The sequence below is a fragment of the Kitasatospora sp. NPDC088134 genome, from assembly GCF_044741705.1.
Lineage (GTDB): Bacteria > Actinomycetota > Actinomycetes > Streptomycetales > Streptomycetaceae > Kitasatospora.
Genome location: NZ_JBIUTD010000003.1, coordinates 288,578 through 304,473, shown reverse-complemented (window position 1 = coordinate 304,473; position 15,896 = coordinate 288,578). Strand labels below are relative to the sequence as shown.

Annotated in this window: 12 protein-coding genes; 10 read left to right on the top strand and 2 right to left on the bottom strand. The window is 73.8% G+C overall.

The window, feature by feature from the left end; genetic code table 11:
- Window positions 1-77: 77 nt before the first annotated feature.
- Window positions 78-692 carry a TetR/AcrR family transcriptional regulator gene (locus ACIOHG_RS07185; protein ID WP_400946348.1) on the top strand — a complete coding sequence of 205 codons (615 nt, stop codon included), beginning with the start codon at window positions 78-80 and terminating at the stop codon, window positions 690-692.
- A gap of 187 nt (window positions 693-879) precedes the next feature.
- Here the strand turns inward: ACIOHG_RS07185 and ACIOHG_RS07180 are convergent, their stop codons facing one another.
- The gene (locus ACIOHG_RS07180; protein ID WP_400946346.1) at window positions 880-2,418 is read right to left on the bottom strand and encodes a hypothetical protein; all 1,539 of its coding nucleotides are present in this window, start codon (window positions 2,416-2,418) and stop codon (window positions 880-882) included.
- Window positions 2,419-2,734: 316 nt separating this feature from the next.
- Here ACIOHG_RS07180 and ACIOHG_RS07175 point away from each other — a divergent pair, with 316 nt between their 5' ends.
- The 3 genes from ACIOHG_RS07175 (at window position 2,735) to ACIOHG_RS07165 (ending at window position 4,827) form a co-directional block, all read left to right on the top strand.
- Window positions 2,735-3,238: a hypothetical protein gene (locus ACIOHG_RS07175; RefSeq protein ID WP_400946345.1), complete on the top strand. Its 504-nt coding sequence runs from the start codon at window positions 2,735-2,737 to the stop codon at window positions 3,236-3,238.
- Between the two features lie 111 nt (window positions 3,239-3,349).
- Window positions 3,350-4,081: a DUF3105 domain-containing protein gene (locus ACIOHG_RS07170; protein ID WP_400946342.1), complete on the top strand. Its 732-nt coding sequence runs from the start codon at window positions 3,350-3,352 to the stop codon at window positions 4,079-4,081.
- 134 nt (window positions 4,082-4,215) lie between these two features.
- Complete coding sequence (locus tag ACIOHG_RS07165; RefSeq protein WP_400946702.1) at window positions 4,216-4,827, top strand: DUF305 domain-containing protein; 612 nt, start codon at window positions 4,216-4,218, stop codon at window positions 4,825-4,827.
- Between the two features lie 124 nt (window positions 4,828-4,951).
- Here ACIOHG_RS07165 and ACIOHG_RS07160 read toward each other — a convergent pair whose 3' ends face one another.
- Window positions 4,952-6,670 (bottom strand): MFS transporter, encoded by a 1,719-nt coding sequence (locus tag ACIOHG_RS07160; protein WP_400946340.1) that lies wholly within the window; start codon window positions 6,668-6,670, stop codon window positions 4,952-4,954.
- Between the two features lie 154 nt (window positions 6,671-6,824).
- On the opposite strand from ACIOHG_RS07160, the gene ACIOHG_RS07155 reads away from it, so the two are divergent.
- The 6 genes from ACIOHG_RS07155 to ACIOHG_RS07130 all read left to right on the top strand — a co-directional run bounded on the left by ACIOHG_RS07155 (window position 6,825) and on the right by ACIOHG_RS07130 (window position 15,869).
- The gene (locus ACIOHG_RS07155) at window positions 6,825-7,331 is read left to right on the top strand and encodes a MarR family winged helix-turn-helix transcriptional regulator (RefSeq protein WP_400946337.1); all 507 of its coding nucleotides are present in this window, start codon (window positions 6,825-6,827) and stop codon (window positions 7,329-7,331) included.
- 100 nt (window positions 7,332-7,431) lie between these two features.
- Window positions 7,432-8,985 carry a DNA-3-methyladenine glycosylase 2 family protein gene (locus tag ACIOHG_RS07150; RefSeq protein ID WP_400946334.1) on the top strand — a complete coding sequence of 518 codons (1,554 nt, stop codon included), beginning with the start codon at window positions 7,432-7,434 and terminating at the stop codon, window positions 8,983-8,985.
- On the top strand, window positions 8,982-9,491 hold the full coding sequence (locus tag ACIOHG_RS07145; protein ID WP_400946332.1) for a methylated-DNA--[protein]-cysteine S-methyltransferase: 510 nt from the start codon (window positions 8,982-8,984) through the stop codon (window positions 9,489-9,491). Before ACIOHG_RS07150 ends, ACIOHG_RS07145 begins: the two co-directional genes overlap by 4 nt.
- Before the next feature lie 584 nt (window positions 9,492-10,075).
- Complete coding sequence (locus ACIOHG_RS07140; protein WP_400946329.1) at window positions 10,076-13,207, top strand: BTAD domain-containing putative transcriptional regulator; 3,132 nt, start codon at window positions 10,076-10,078, stop codon at window positions 13,205-13,207.
- Window positions 13,208-13,788: 581 nt separating this feature from the next.
- A complete protein-coding gene (locus ACIOHG_RS07135) occupies window positions 13,789-15,153 on the top strand; it encodes an AAA family ATPase (protein ID WP_400946326.1) in 1,365 nt (454 codons plus the stop codon).
- Complete coding sequence (locus tag ACIOHG_RS07130) at window positions 15,150-15,869, top strand: hypothetical protein (RefSeq protein WP_400946324.1); 720 nt, start codon at window positions 15,150-15,152, stop codon at window positions 15,867-15,869. Before ACIOHG_RS07135 ends, ACIOHG_RS07130 begins: the two co-directional genes overlap by 4 nt.
- Window positions 15,870-15,896: the final 27 nt, after the last annotated feature.

The following is a 15,896-nucleotide window of genomic DNA, read 5'->3' as shown; positions in this document are numbered from 1 at the left end:
CGTCCCTCCGCAGCACCGGCCGCCCGCCGGTGGGAGACACTGGTCCCCGAAAGAGCCCCACCCACCGAGGAGCGCGGATGGACCAGCCACGCACCCGCCGGCCGGCCCGCCCCCGCGAAGAGGTCTACGCCGCCGCCCGCACCGCCATCGCCGAGCACGGCCTCGCCCGGCTCACCATGGCCGGCCTCGGCCGGGAGCTCGGCATGAGCGCCGGGCACCTGCTCTACTACTTCGGCAGCAAGGACCAGCTCCTGCTGGAGACCCTCCGCTGGAGCGAGGCCCAGCTCGGCGAGGAGCGCGGCCGGGAGCTGTCCCGGCGCGAACTCCCGGTCGCCGCACGGCTGGAGCGCTACCTGGAGCTCTACCTCCCGGAGGGCCCCGGCGACCCGCGCTGGCTGCTGTGGATCGAGGTGTGGAGCCGATCGCCGGAGAGCCCCGACCTCCGCCGGGGCCAGCTCGACATCGAAACCCCCTGGCAGGACGACCTCACCACCCTCCTCGACGAGGGCCGCAGCACCGGCACCCTCGCCTTCACCGGCCCCGCCCCCACCCGCGCCACCCACCTCCGCGCCCTCCTCGACGGCCTCGCCGTCCCCCTCACCATCGGCCTCCCGGGCACCACCCGCGCCACCGCCCTCACCCACGCCACCTCCGCCGCACAGGCCCTGCTGGGCGCGGCCCCGGGCCGTTAGCGGGGCCGAGGGGCGATGCGCCGGAATCCGGCAGGGCGCCACGGGGTGTCGGCCGAGGGCCTTCGGCCCGCAACGGGGCAGCGCCTCGCAGCCCGTCGGACACCCGCCCCTCGGCCCCGCCGTTCCCCGGGCCCCTGGAGCTTCGCTCCCGACGGGCCCGGGATTCCGCCCGGCCGTGGGCCGCCCCTCAGTCCGTCCAGACCGCCGCCGCGGTGCGGTCGTCCGCGTAGCCCTTGGCGCGGACCTGGATCTGGCGGAGGAAGTCGACGGTGCCCGGCGGGTGGGGGTGGGCCCAGTGGCTGGAGAGGAAGTGGGCGACGGCGGGTTCTTCGGCGATGGGGGCGGCGAGGCCCGGGGTGCAGAGCAGGAGGATGTCGCCGGAGGTCGCCGGGACCAGCCGGAAGCGGAACGGGCGCGGCGCCGGCATCGCCGCCGGAGGCAGCGGCGGCTGGCCGTCGGGGTGGTGCAGGAGCCGTGCGGCGTACGCGTCGATCCAGTGCCCGGAGCGCAGCAGGTAGAGCCCGCCCGGGCCGGTGCCGAACGCGGCGCGATGGGTGGCCGCCGGGTCGGTGGACATCAGCAGGCAGTGCAGCGAGGCCGTCTCCTCGGGCGGCGGCCCGCTCTCCGGGTCCTCGGTCTCGGCGGCGCTGCGCAGCCGCACCGCGGACTGGAGGGCGATCCGCTGGAGCCCGTAGCGGAGCCGGTCCCGGGCGCCGGCCCGCAGGTCGGCGGCGAGTTCGGCCCGGCTGCGGCCGATCGCGGTGGCGAGCTGGCGGGCCGCCTCGGCCGCCGCGGCGGACCCCCACTGGGCGTTGGCGCGGCGGGCGGGCGCGGCCAGCACGGCGAGCACCAGCGCGTCCTCGCCCTCGCCGAACCGGACGGTGAGCAGCGCGTCGCGTCGGGGCTCGCCCCGGTAGCGGGCGGAGTCGCCCCGGACGGACACCGCGCGCAGGGTGGTGGCCGCGAACCGGGCGCCGTCGATGGCGGTGTCGGGCACCACGGTGGCGAGCCCGGCCGGGTCGGCGGGGGCGAGCGCGGTCGGCTCGGCCTCGTACGTGGGGGGCCGCTCGCCGACGTGCGGGACGGCGGGCGGCTCGGCCCGGCCGGTCCACGGGGCGCCCCGCTCCGGCGGCGCGACCGGCGCGGGCGGCTCCTCCGCGACGGCCGCCGGCCCGGACCCCGGCTCGGCGGTCTCCGGCTCAGCGGCCTCCGGAGCGGCGGTCTCCGGCTCGGCGCTCGCCGGCTTCGACAGCACGACCTCGGGCCGGGCGGGCTCCGGTACGGGCGGTGCGGGCGGCGCGGGCTCGGACACCGGCAGGTCGGTCAGGGTCGGCGTGGGCCCGGCCTCGGTGGCCTCGGCGGGCGGGGCCGGCGGCTGGGTCGGCGGGCGCGTCCCGGCGGGCGCCCCGCCCAGGTCGGGCCAGGCGGCCTCGGCCCAGCTGCGCGGGCGCGGCCCCGGCACGGCCGCACCGTCGTCCCCGTCCCCGGCCCCGGCCCCGTCCCTGTCCTCGTGGTGCGCAATCGGCTCGGGGGCGGGCTCCGGAGCCGGTGGCGTGGTGCGCTGCTGGCCGATCAGGTCGGCCGCGGTGCTGAACCACTCGTCCACGGTGGAGGAGTCGGCGGTGGCGGCGGGGGTGTCGGGGAGGGTGCCTGCGGGCCCCGCGTAGACGGTGTGCCACCAGGCGTCGTCGGGGCGGGGCTGGCCGGGTGCGCCCTGCTGGTTCAACTGACGGCTCCTGATCCGTGGGGGTGCCGGACGTCACGTCATTCTGCCGAAGGACGACGACGGTGTCCGGGATTCGGAACATCGTGCGGACGGCCGGGGCGGGGTTCCGGCCACGGCGGCGGCGACCCGGGCGGGGAACGGACCGGGCGGGTCCGAACAGGGCCTTCCGACCCCGACCGATCCGGCCTCCGGCCGGAAATTCGGAGCCCGAAGGGGGCACCGCTTCACCCGATCGGCTGATTAATATGTGCGCATGGCCGCGTCGGGATCTCGCAATCGACTCCGGGAAGGAACCGCGTTCGCGGTACTCCGCCCGGTGGCGCTGCTGTGGTCCCTGCTGCTGGCCGCCCTGCTGGCGCTGCTGCCGTGCACGGCGAGCGCCCGGGCCGCGACGCCGGAGGCCCCGCCGTCCGGCCAGGCCGCGCCCGGCACCCGAACGGCCGTCCAGGGCCCGTCCACCACCGGACCGGCCGCTCCGGCCGCCGACCGTCCCGGTCCCTCGAAGACCGAGCGGGCCGACCGGGCCGACCGGGCCGCGCAGGTCGCGCACCACACCCCCGCGGTGTCCTCCGACGCCCCGGGGCTGCCGTACGTCTGGTGCGCCGTGGACGGTTCGGGGCAGCGGCCGGGGCACGGCTGCTCCGGCCACTCGTTCTGCGGGCCGGACTCGCACCTGCCGAACGCGCCCCCGCAGCCCGGCCCGGTCGTCCTGCCGCGGTCGATCGCCCCGTCCGGCGCGCCCGCCGTCCCGGTGTGCGCCGCCGCACCGGGGTCGCACCACGCGCCCGACCTGCACGTGCTCCAGGTTCACCGGTCCTGAGCGGAACCCACCGCCGGCCGACGCCCCGTCCGCGGGGAGGTCGGCGGCTCCGCTGCCCCTCACACACCGCAGACCGCCGTGGCGACCACGGCGGGGACAAGGAAGACATCCATGGGTTCCGCCTCCAAGCAGTCCAACCCCACCGGCAAGCAGCCCCGCCCGGGCAGCAAGGCCGCCAACCAGGCCGACCGCCGGGCCCGGATCGCCGAGCTGCGCGCGATCGAGGAGCGCCGGGAGCGCCGCAACAAGCTGCTCACCATCGGCATCTCCTCCGTGCTGGTGCTCGGCATGATCGGCGGCGGCACCTGGCTGACGCTGGACGCCAAGCACAAGAGCGACGCCAAGAAGGCCGCCGCGGCGGCGCAGGTCGAGGCGCAGAAGAAGGCCCAGGAGGCCGCCGAGAAGGTGTCGATCGACGGGGTGAAGACCTTCGACAACCTGGGCCGCAACCACGTCACCACCGCCGTGACGTACCCGATGACCCCGCCGGTCGGCGGCGACCACAACCCGGTCTGGGCGACCTGCATGGGCAACGTGTACGACGCGCCGGTGAAGAACGAGAACGCCGTCCACTCGCTGGAGCACGGTGCGGTCTGGGTCACCTACAACGGCAAGGCGTCCGCCGACGACATCAAGGCCCTGAGCGAGAAGGTCAAGGCCACCCCGTACAGCCTGATGAGCCCGTACCCGGACGAGCCGGGCACCATCACGCTGAGCGCGTGGGGCACCCAGCTGGTGGTGGACTCGGCGACCGACCCGCGGGTCGAGCAGTTCTTCACCAAGTACGTGCAGGGCAAGCAGACGCCCGAGCCGGGCGCCAGCTGCAGCTCGGGGACGATGTGACGGCCCGCCGACCGGCCGACGAGGAGCCGGAGCAGGCGGCGGACGCGGTCGAGGCCGGCGCGGCCGAGAACGGCGCGGCCGGGGACGGCGGGCCCGCGCGCCGGAGCCGGCGGGCGTTCTGGTGGCCCGCGGCGCTGGCCGCCGTGGTCGCGCTCGGACTGGGCGTGCCCGCGCTGGTCGGCGGCGGCACGCCCGCGGCCGGCAGCGCGCCGGCCGCCGCCCCGGCCACGCCCGGCACCGACTCGCCGGAGGCCGGGTTCGCCCGCGACATGGCCACCCACCACCAGCAGGCCATCGACATGTCGTTCATCGTCCGGGACCGCACCCAGGACCAGGCGGTGCGCACCCTCGCGTTCGACATCATCAACACCCAGGCCAACCAGCGCGGCATGCTGATGGGCTTCCTCGACCAGTGGGGCCTGACCCAGGCGAGCAGCGCGAAGCCGATGGCCTGGATGGGGCACAGCTACGAGCCGCACGACGGCGCGCTGATGCCCGGCATGGCGACCAACACCGACCTGGAGAAGCTCCGTTCGCTCAACGGGCGGGACGCCGAGGTGTACTACCTGCAGCTGATGATCAATCACCACAAGGGCGGCGCCGACATGGCGCAGGCCTACGTGGACGCGGCGAAGAACGACGCGGAGAAGCGGCTCGCCAAGGGCATGGTCGACGCGCAGCGCTCGGAGATCCTGCTGATGACGGACATGCTCGCCGAACGCGGCGCGCAGCCCGCCGCTTCCTGACGGACCGTCGGACGCCCGAGCACGAGGGCGCCGCCCCGGGAACTCCCCCGGTGCGGCGCCCTCGCGGCGTTCCGGCCCACCGGCCCATCGGCGCGCCCCGACGCCCCGACCCCCCGACGCTCCGTCAGCGGGTGGCGGAGAGCCGGGCCGCCAGCAGCGCGACGGCGGCCAGCACCACCGGGACCGTCCGGGCGCCGGCGGCGGGGCCCGCCAGGTGGACGGCCAGGACCGGCAGCGCGGTGCCCAGCGCGGTGCCGAGGCTGCGCACCATGTTGACCAGGCCGCCGCCGACGGCGGAGCTCTGCGCGGGTATCGCCCGCATCACCAGGGCGTTGTTGGCGGGCAGCAGCAGGCCCAGGCCGTAGCCGGCCAGCAGCAGCGGCAGCGCGGTCGTCCCCGGGCCGGGGTCGGGCAGGGCGGCGAGGACGAGCAGTCCGGCGGCGGCCAGCAGCGCGCCGCAGCGGCAGCGGGCCGCGTCCGTCCAGTGCCGGGGCAGCAGCCGGCCGCCGACGGTGGCGGCGACCGCGAACGCGGCGGGCAGCGCGGTGATCGCCAGCCCGGCGGCCGCGGCGGAGGCGCCGCGGGCGGTGAGCGCGACGGGCTCCAGCACCAGCGGGCAGAACAGCAGCAGGTAGCCGATCAGCGCGACCACCAGTCCGGCCCGGATGCCGGGGGTGTTCACCAGGCCGGGCGGAATGATCGGCCGGTCCGCCCGCCGCTCCTGCCGGACCAGCCCGAGCCCGGTGGCGACGGCCGCCGACAGCAGCGCCGCCACCGCCCAGCCGGGCAGCGGCAGACCGGACGCGGCGGACAGCGCGAGCAGCAGCGCGGTGGAGGAGGCCGCGAGCAGCACCAACCCGGCCAGGTCGAACCGCCCCTCCCCGCCCCGCGCCCCGGCCCCCGAACCGCACCGCACGCCGAGCCGCGCCCCGGCCCGGGCCCCGGTCGTCGCACCGTCCCGCCCACCGGGCCGTGCGCCGAGCCGTACGCCGTCCAGCGCTCCCGGCACCGCCCCGTCCAGCACCCCCGGCCGTGCTCCGTCCCGTCCACCGAGCCCTACCTCGTCGAGCACCCCCGGCACCGCCCCGGCCCGTGCCCCGTTCGGCAGGCCGCCCCGCGCCCCGTCCCGTGCCCCGACCCCTGACCCGTCCAGCGCCCTGCCCGGTATGCCGTCCCGCCGCTGCTGCGGCTCTCGCCCTGCGGGGAAGGTGCGGGGCAGCAGGAACCAGCCGGCCAGCAGACCGAGGACGCCGATCGGGACGTTGACCCAGAACGCCCAGCGCCAGGAGGCGTGGGTGACCAGCAGGCCGCCGAGGGTGGGGCCGAGGGCGAGGCCGAGGGCCTGGGCGGCGGCCTGGATGCCGAGGGCGGTGCACATCGCCCGCTCGGGTACGCCGCGGGCGACCAGGGCGACGCTGTTGGCCTGCATCAGCGCGCCGCCGACGGCCTGCACGGCCCGGCAGGCGATCAGCACGCCGAGGCTGCCCGCGAACCCGGCGCCGAGCGAGGCGAGGACGAAGACCGCGAACCCGCACAGGTACATGGTCTTGCGGCCGGCCAGGTCGGAGAGCCGCCCGACCGGGGCCAGCAGCGCGACCAGCACCAGCAGGTAGGCGAGCGAGACCCATTCGACGGCGGCGAAGCCCGCGTCGAAGCGGTGCTCCAGGGCGGGGAAGACCAGCGAGGTGACGCTGGCGGTCAGCTGGCCGAGGAAGGCGCCCAGGCAGACCGTCCCGACGGCCAGCCAGTGGGCGTGCCGCCAGCGGGCCACCGTGCGGGGACGGGGGCGTTCGACCCGTTGCAGGGTGTCGAGCAGCCGCGAGGCGGACATCTGTTCGGCCATGTCCCAAATATATCTGCCACCGACATATCTCCTCAAGGAGCCCCCGCCAGTCCCCCGCCGGCCCCGCCGCGCCCGCCGCCGTCCGGGGTGTCCTGGCTGGTCAACGGGTGGACTCCGGGCGGCCGTGACGTGACCGGGCGCTACGCTGTCCGCCATGTCCTCGCAGCCGCAGCCCGCCTCGCGCCCGTCCGAGTCCGTGCCGCCGGACGCCGGAACGCTCGCCGGGGCGCAGCAGCTCACCGACGTGATCACCCGGCTGCGGCGGGCGCTGCGCAGTTCGATCCGCAGCGAGTTCCCGTGGGAGGCGCTGCCGATGGCGCAGGTCGAGCTGTTGCAGACGCTGGCCGTCGCGCCGATGCGGGTGGGCGAGCTGGCGGCCCGCCAGCGGCTGGCGCCGAACACCGTGAGCGGGCTGATCTCCAAGCTGCTGGAGTCCGGCCTGGTCGACCGCCAGCCCGACCCGGGCGACCGGCGCACCGCGCGGATCGCGCTCACCGAGGCCGGGCACCAGCAGCTGCGGGACTGGCGGAGCGCGCACGAGCGCCGCCTCGCCGCCGCGCTGGAGAGCCTCGCCCCGGACGACCGCGCGGCCGTCATGCACGCCCTGCCCGGCCTCGACCGCCTGGCCCGCTCCCTGGCGGGCACCGACCCGGCCCGCTGACGGCCCGCTGACGGCCCGGCGGCGGCCCGGCGGCGCCGCCCTCATGGCGATGTCCGATTCCCGCCAGTCGGGGTTCCGGGGATCGCGCAGACTGGAGGGCGTGATCGACGACGAGACCAGGTACCGGGCCGTGGACAGCCGGGACGCCCGCTTCGACGGGGTGTTCTTCACGGCCGTCCGGACCACCGGCATCTACTGCCGTCCGAGCTGCCCGGCCACCACGCCCAAGCGCGCCAACTGCACCTTCTACCCGACCGCGGCCGCCGCCCAGGGCGCCGGCTACCGGGCCTGCCGGCGCTGCCGGCCGGACTCGGTGCCGGGCTCCCCGGAGTGGAACCACCGGGCCGACCTGGTCGGCCGGGCGATGCGGCTGATCGGGGACGGCGTGGTCGACCGGGAGGGCGTGGCGGGGCTGGCCGACCGGCTCGGCTACAGCTCCCGGCAGCTCCAGCGGCAGCTGACCGCCGAGCTGGGCGCGGGGCCGCTCGCACTGGCCCGGGCGCAGCGCGCACAGACCGCCCGACTGCTCCTGCAGACCACCGAACTCCCGGTCACGGACGTGGCGTTCGCGGCGGGCTTCGCCTCCGTCCGGCAGTTCAACGACACCATCCGCGAGGTCTACGACCGGACGCCGTCGGCGCTGCGCACCGAGCGCGGCGGGCACCGGCGCGGCCCGGCGGGGGCCGGTTCGCTCGGGCTGCGGCTCGCCTACCGGGGGGCGATCGACACCGGGCACCTGCTGGACTTCCTGGCGCTGCGGGCCGTGCCGGGCGTCGAGGAGGTCGTCCCCGGCCCGCGCCCGGGCACCCGGACCTACCGGCGGACGCTGGCGCTGCCGTACGGGCACGGGATCGCCGAGGTGGACGGTCTGGCGGCGGGCGACCCGGCGGACCGGGGCTGGCTGGACTGCCGGCTGACGCTGGCCGACCTGCGCGACCTCACCACGGCCGTGCACCGGCTGCGGGCGCTGTTCGACCTGGACGCCGACCCGGACGCGGTGGACGGGCGGCTGTCCGCCGATCCGCTGCTGGCGCCGCTGGCCGCGGCCCGGCCGGGGCTGCGCTCGCCGGGGCACGTCGACCCGCACGAGCTGGCGGTGCGCGCCGTGCTGGGCCAGCAGGTCACGGTCGCGGCGGCCCGTACCCTGGCGGGGCGGCTGGCCGAGCGGTACGGGGCGGCGCTGCCCGCGCCGGACGGCGGGCTGCGGCTGCTGTTCCCGTCGGCGGCGGCGCTGGCGGCGGCCGACCCGGAGCAGTTGGCGATGCCGCGGGCCCGGCAGCGGGCGCTGCTGGGGCTGTGCGCGGCGCTCGCGGACGGCTCCGTCCGGCTGGACCCGGGGGTGGACCGGGAGCGGGCGGCGGCCGAGCTGCTGGCGCTGCCGGGGATCGGACCGTGGACGGTCGGCTACCTGCGGATGCGGGCGCTGGCCGACCCGGACGTGTTCCTGCCCACCGACATCGGCGTCCGCGACGGGCTGCGCGCCCTGGGCGCGGACGGCGACCCGCGGTCCGCCGCCGGGCGCTCCGCCGCCTGGGCGCCGTGGCGCTCCTACGCCCTGCACCACCTCTGGTCGGCGGCGGCCGACCGGCACGCGGCCGACCGCGACACCCGAACCCGAAACACCCGCGACGCTCTCCCCAAGGACCAGGCATGACCACCGTGTTCACCACCATGGCGAGCCCGCTCGGCACCCTGCTGCTCAGCGGCACCCTCGATCCGGACGGCGGCTTCGCGCTGGCCGCCGTCACCGCCCCGGGACAGAAGGGCGCCGTCGACACGCCCCAGGACGGCTGGCGGCCCGACCCGGACGCCCTCGCCCCGGCCGTCGAACAGCTCTCCGCGTACTTCGCGGGCGAGCGCACCTCCTTCGACCTGCCGCTGGCCCCGGTCGGCACGCCCTTCCGCCGGCGGATCTGGGCGGCGCTCGACGACATCCCGTACGGCAGCACCCTCAGCTACGGCCAACTCGCCGACGCCGCCGGGGAGTCGAAGCTCGCCGTGCGGGCCGTCGGCGGCGCGGTCGGGGCCAACCCACTGCTGATCGTCCGGCCCTGCCACCGGGTGAAGGGCGCCAACGGCAGCCTCACCGGCTTCGCCGCGGGCATCGACGCCAAGCGCTGGCTGCTGGCCCACGAGAGCGGCGACGGCCGCCTGTTCTGACGCCTCCTCCCTCCTGCCCCTTCGGCCCCGCCTCCTCTGCCCCCCGGGGGGGCGCGGCCGACTCCCCGTCCGGCGCGGACAGCTCCTCGGTGAACTCCAATAGGTAGAGCGGTGGTTGGACACAGCCCAGGCTCGACATGATCAGCGCCTCAACGGCGGTCGTCATGGCCAGGAGGTGCGAGGGGGCGGATAGAAGCTGTTGCGACACTGGAAGCAGCGCCGGAGCGCGCATTTGAGCATGTACGCCCCCAACATCCGTCCGATCCGGAGCGCAACGCCGTGAGCCGTCCCCCGCCCGTCGATCGCATTGCGACACCGACTTCCTTGCTGACCTGGAGAGTTCGGTGATCCGCCGGATTTGTGCACCAAATCCGCTTCTCCTCCGGCCCGATGGAGCGGGCCACGGATCACGCGGAAGAACCTGTCACAACGAGCTTCGACTCCTATAGCACATCAATTTCCTTTTGGCGAAGACATCTTGGAAACCCGCACTTCAGGAAACCTTTCAGTGGTATAGCAGCCCATCTACTCTCGTGCCATGCTCACCTTCTGCGCGTCCGAGGAGCAGGCGACAGGGGGCAGAAATGCTGCACATCCACCTTCTGGGGAACATCGGGCTGGCTGTTGACGGAGCACCGGTCACGATTCGTTCGCACAAGGCACGAAGCCTGCTGGCCTGTCTGGCCCTGGACCTCGGCAAGCCACTCTCCCCCGCCGTCCTGTCGGGCCGGATCTGGGGTGACGAGCCCCCGCCCACCGCAACGGCCACGCTGCAGAGCCACATGTCCCGACTGCGGGCCGTTCTGCGGGACATCGAGATCACGGCCCCGGCCGGGGCCGGCGCCCCGATCGGCATCGTGTCCCACGCCGGCACTTACGCCCTGCAAGCCAGACCCGAGCAGGTCGACTGGCACCATCACCGCGTACTCGCCGATCAAGCCCGCGCCCTGATCGAACAGGGTGAAGACCGGCAGGCCCTGAACACCCTGCGGCAGGCCGAGGATGTCTGGCAGGGCGAGCCGCTCGCCGGGATGCCCGGCGAGTGGGCGCGTACCACCAGGCTGCTGATGGCGGACCGGCTGCTCGCAGCGATCCTCGCCCGCATGGAGATCGAACTACGCCTCGGCCGATTCGCGGACGTGACCTCGGAGTTGATCTCCCTCTCCACCGAGAACCCGTGGAACGAGCGCGTCTGTGCACTGCTGATGACCGCTCTGTACGGGGGCGGTCGACCGGCCGAGGCACTCAGCGTGTACCGCAAGATCCGACTGCGCCTGCGGGACGACCTGGGAACCGACCCCGGCGAACCACTGAACCGTCTGCACCAGCAACTCCTGCGCCGGGTGCCGATCAGCGAGCTGGTGCGGCCGAACAGGAGACCTGGCGCACCGGCGGAGCCCCGCGCCCTCCGTCCACCGTCCACCCTGCGCGATGCTCCGGAACTCTTCGGCAGAGAAAGCGAGTTGGCGATGGTGCTGGCGGCGGCACGCCCGGTCGTCCGACCCGACGGATCGGCCGGCCCGCTGCCGGTGGTGGCCCTCTCCGGCATGGCGGGCACGGGCAAGACCGCACTGGCCCTGGCGGCGGCCGCCCTGCTGCAGGGAAACTTCCCGGACGGCCACCTGTTCGTCCCCCTCGCCACCCATGCCGGCAAGGCGGCCGCCGCCCCGGAGAGCGCCGCCACCGCCGTACTGCGGCAGTTCGGCGTGCCCGCACCGCAGATCCCCCTCGACCCGGAAGAACTGTTCGCCGACTGCCGCGAGTTGCTGGCTCGGCGGCATGCCCTGGTGATCCTGGACGACGCTGCCGGACCGGCCCAGGTGCAACCGCTGCTGCCAGTGGAGCCGGCCTCGTTCGTCCTGGTCACCAGCCGCCACCGAATGCCGGAGCTTCCTCTGCTGCGGACCGTCGCCGTCGGCGGACTGGCGCCCGCGGAGGCGGGCCGGATGTTCCGGGCACTGGTCGGCAGCGGTCGGACCGCGCAGGCGGGGGCGGACACGGGGGTCACCGCCGTCGCCGACCTGTGCGCAGGGCACCCGCTGGCTCTGGACCTGGCGGCGAGCCGCTTCCGGGCCCACCCCACGTGGACGCTCGACCATCTCATCCACCGGCTCTCCCGCACCAACGGCCGGATCGGTGAGCTCCGTGACGGCCTCGGCAGCCTCGACGGGGCCTTCACCATGTCGTACCAAGCCCTGTCAGCCGATTACCGGACCGCCTTCCGCAGGCTGAGCCTGCATCCCGGCCGCGAGTTCGGCCCGCACGCCGCGGCCGCGCTGATCGGCTGCGGCGTGGACGAGGCCGAACGGACACTCGACGCGCTGCTGACCGTTCACCTGATCTCCGAAGAATCGCCGGAGAGATACCAAATCCCGGAGCTGCTCGGTGAGTTCGGCCGAATCCTGGCCGACCGCACGGAACCTCCGGAAGATCGTTCCAAGACATTCGGACGACTGGTCGAATTCGCCGTTTCCATGATCGAAGAAGTCGACCGCACCGCCTCACCTTGGCGTTTCCGGTTGCCAACGCCATCCGGAATTCTTGATCCTTCCGCAAGCCCCCGGACCGGCCGCCCCGAATGGTCCGACAGCGCCGCCGCCCTGAATTGGCTGCACCTCGAACTGCCCGGATTCATCTCCCTGGAACAGGACTTGAGGGAACGGGGCGAAGCGCTTCCGGCTGCCCGCCTGTCCCACCTGCTGGCCCCGCACCTGGACGCCGCCGGTCTGTGGCGGGAGGCCCACCGGATGCAGACCGCCGCCGCCGCATCCGAGCGCCGGTCGGGCCGGACGCCCGAGGAGATCCACGCCCTGCTGGACCTGGCCAGGACCTGCCTGCGGTTCGCCCGCTACCGCGAGACCGCCGAAGCCGCGGAGCGAGCCCTGGCCATGGCCCGGAGCAGCGGCAACGGTCCGGCGGGCGCGGAGGCGCTCGGACGGCTCGCCGAACTGCACCACCACACCGGCGACCTACGCACCGCGCTGGCACTCCAGCAGGAGGCCCTGGAACTGCGGCGGGCGGCGGGCGAGGAGTGGCAGCTCGCCCGGTGCCTCAACAATCTTGGCATCCTCCGCACCCAGCTCGACGAGTACGAATCCGCGGCAGAGGCACTCCGCGAGGCACTTCCGATATTCCGCTCGCTGGGCGACGTCCGCAGCACCGCCCAGCTTCTGAATAATCTCGGCGGACTGCAATTGAGCAGTGGCGACCGGGAATCCGCCCGCGTCTCGTTCGAATTGCTCTTCGAGCTCGATGAGAAAAGTCTTTCCGAGGCGGAGAGTGCCGCAGTCCGCCTCAACCTCGCACTCACCCTGAGAATTCCCGAGGAATCCGCGAGGTCGATCGGCCTGCTGAGGTCGGCCCTGCGCACTTTCGAATCCCTGGGGGATGTCCGGCACGAAATCGACGTCCACAGCGAATTGGGGCACATACACCGCCTGTCCCGCGCCCACCAGGACGCCCTGCTGCACTACTCGACCGCCGTCGACCTTGCCCGGCGGATCGGCGCGGAGCGGGAGGAAGCGGTGGCGCTGCGCGGACTGTCCCTGGTGGAGGACGCCATTGGTACCACCTGCGGCAGAGGTTCCGGCCCCGGCGGGATGTCCCGCCGACCGGCTCGACAGGACGGCGGGGGCCCAGCGAAGTACGGCCCTGGAGCGTTGGCCGAATCGCTCCTGAACGACGGGGGGAAGACGTGGCGGGGGCCCGCCAAATGAGCCCGCAATGAATAACCTGCTACCACGGTCAGGCAGAAACGAACAATTTCGAAAGGGCCTCCCGGGCGACATGGCCGGGGGGCCCTGTTCAGTTCTTCCGGCTGCTTCACAACTCCAGGAGGTGCCAGCCTGCTGGAGTTGATTGCCCAGCTTCCGGCTATGTACCTTTTCCGAGCCAAGGCTCCTCCCTGTCCCATCAAGGGGAGAGCTTCAAACCCATGCGCATCGGAAACTGAGCAATGTTGCCCAAGCAATCGAGTGCCCCGGACCGCCGCCCTTCCTCCCGGGAGGGCAATGCCCGGAAGGATCGGCGCCCCTGCACGCGGAAAGACACAGCAACGACTGCGGTCACCACGGCCGTGCTGGCAGCCCTCGGCTGGATACCGATCTTCATGAGCCACCCGCTCACCTCCGCCGTCGGCGGCACCGCGTAGCAGCGCTGCCCCCACACGGGTCCGGCCCCGCCCGGGGCCGGACCCGTTCCCGACCCGGGGTGCGTGAGAACCTGTTCCCGACATAGCCCGATGCACGTCGGCCCATGCCGGGCACCGGCCGACGGCACGAGGGAGGACGGAGTCCAGGTGTACGTCACGAGGGTCCAGCTCAGGGACGTCAAGAGTTTCAGCGGCGCGCGCACGGTGGACCTGCGGCTGCCCGGGCGCAGTGGCTTGACGGTGCTGGCCGGGCGGAACGCCTCCGGCAAGTCCACGCTGCTGCAGGCGATCGCTCTGGCAATCAGCGGCCCCGACAGCGCACGGGCACTGATGCGGAACTCGTTCGGCTGGGTCAACGAGCACGCCAGAACGGCAGAGGTGGAAGTCGAGCTGGTCACCGATCCGGTGTACGACCACTTCGCCGGACCGGCGGGAGAATCCTTGCCGTTCTCCGCCGGGCTGCGCTGGACTCGTCTGTCCTCCGGCCCGGAGTTGGTGGTGTTGGAACCACTGACCGACCGCGCAGCCGCCCACCTCGGACCTTGGGCACCCGGTCCGGCCGGCTGGTTCTGTGCCGGTTACGGCCCCTTCCGCAGACTCGGCCAGAGCACCTCGCGATCGTTCAAGCCCCAGGGCCCCACGGGACGGCTGGCTACGCTCTTCGACGAGAACGCCGTGCTCGCGGAGGGTGTCTCGTGGCTGGTCGAGCTCCGGCTGCGGCAGTTCGAGGAGGCGGAGCGGGCGGGGCGACTGCGGGAGGCCTCCGGTCGACCCGACAGCGCCGGCAGGGCCGGGAGGCTCCTGCGCACGGTCCTGGGACTGCTGCGCGACGACCTGCTGCCCGACCACTACCAGATCCAGTGGGTGACTGCGGACGGCCTGTGGGTGTCCGACTCCCGGCAACCGGACCTCGACGGCTTTCCGCTCGAGGAGATGAGCGACGGCTACCGGTCGGTGTCGGCGCTGGTGCTGGACATCGTCCGCCAACTCCACGACACCTACGGGGGGCTGCCCACCCGTGTGGACGCGGGCGGGAGCACCGTGGTCCTGTCCCCCGGGGTGGTACTGATCGACGAGATCGACGCGCACCTGCACGTCTCCTGGCAGCGCAGGATCGGTGGCTGGCTCCGGAAGCACTTCCCCAACGTCCAGTTCATCGTCACCAGCCACAGCCCCTACATCTGCCAGAGCGCCGACGAAGGCGGGCTGGTCCGGTTGCCCGCGCTGGACGAGCCCGCAGCACCGGCCGTGGTCGGCGAGGACCTCTACCGGCGGGTCGTCTACGGCAGCGGCGACGACGCCGTGCTCTCCGAGTTGTTCGGTTTGGAGACGCCCTACTCGAACCGGGCCGAGGAACGCCGCCGGCGCCTGGTAGCGCTGGAGCGGAAGGTGTACGACGGCACGAACTCCGCCGCGGAGGCCGACGAGTACCGGGAACTGAGCGAACTGCTGACCAGCTCCCTGTCCAGCAGGGTGGCCGAGGTGTCGGCGCGGCTGGAGCCGGACCGATGATCCGGCTCCATCGGCCGGACGTCTCGCCCCGTACGCAGAAGCTCCTGAACGACGCGACAGAACGTGTAGCGGCGCGGGGAGGAACCTCCGACATCGCGCGCAAGGCGTGGCGGGACGCCGACGGAACCACGGGACGCGTGCGCCGGACGCTGGAGCAGATGGCGCGCGGCGCCGTCCGGTGCATGTACTGCGACGACAACCGGGGCATGGCCGTCGACCACTTCGAGCCCCTGGACCGTGCACCGCTCCGAGCCTTCGACTGGTTGAACCACCTGCTCGCCTGCTCCTACTGCAACAGCGACGTGAAGCGGGAGGAGTATCCGGTGGACGTGGACGACAACTGCCTGCTGATCGATCCCACGGCCGAGGACCCCTCCGCTCATCTAAGACTCCTCCTCCTGTCGGGTTTATACGAACCAGTGAATGGTTCAGCCAAAGGGGCCGCGTCGATCCAGGTCTTCGGGCTCAACCGTCCCGACCTGGTAGAAGGACGCCAGGACGCCTTCGTTCTGGCCCGCTCCAACATCCGCGACTGGCACCTTCATCGCCTGTCAGATCCCGCCAGGGCCGATCGGGTGGCAGAGGCCCTACTGAGGCGGCCGTTTCTCGGCGTCATCCACGCCATGGGCCGCCTGGAACCGCATTCCGCCCCGCTCGTCCTCGGCCTGGACACTGTGGCCGCCATGGCCGCCTGGCAAGCCGAGCACGGGCCCTGACACCCCCTTCGGGGGCAGCAGCCGAAC

Excerpts from the sequence above, each read along its gene's own strand:
- ACIOHG_RS07185 (WP_400946348.1), top strand. The coding sequence starts at position 78 with ATGGACCAGCCACGCACCCGCCGGCCGGCCCGCCCCCGCGAAGAGGTC.
- ACIOHG_RS07170 (WP_400946342.1), top strand. The coding sequence starts at position 3,350 with ATGGGTTCCGCCTCCAAGCAGTCCAACCCCACCGGCAAGCAGCCCCGC.
- ACIOHG_RS07160 (WP_400946340.1), bottom strand. The coding sequence starts at position 6,670 with ATGGCCGAACAGATGTCCGCCTCGCGGCTGCTCGACACCCTGCAACGG.
- ACIOHG_RS07155 (WP_400946337.1), top strand. The coding sequence starts at position 6,825 with ATGTCCTCGCAGCCGCAGCCCGCCTCGCGCCCGTCCGAGTCCGTGCCG.
- ACIOHG_RS07145 (WP_400946332.1), top strand. The coding sequence starts at position 8,982 with ATGACCACCGTGTTCACCACCATGGCGAGCCCGCTCGGCACCCTGCTG.
- ACIOHG_RS07140 (WP_400946329.1), top strand. The coding sequence starts at position 10,076 with ATGCTGCACATCCACCTTCTGGGGAACATCGGGCTGGCTGTTGACGGA.
- ACIOHG_RS07130 (WP_400946324.1), top strand. The coding sequence starts at position 15,150 with ATGATCCGGCTCCATCGGCCGGACGTCTCGCCCCGTACGCAGAAGCTC.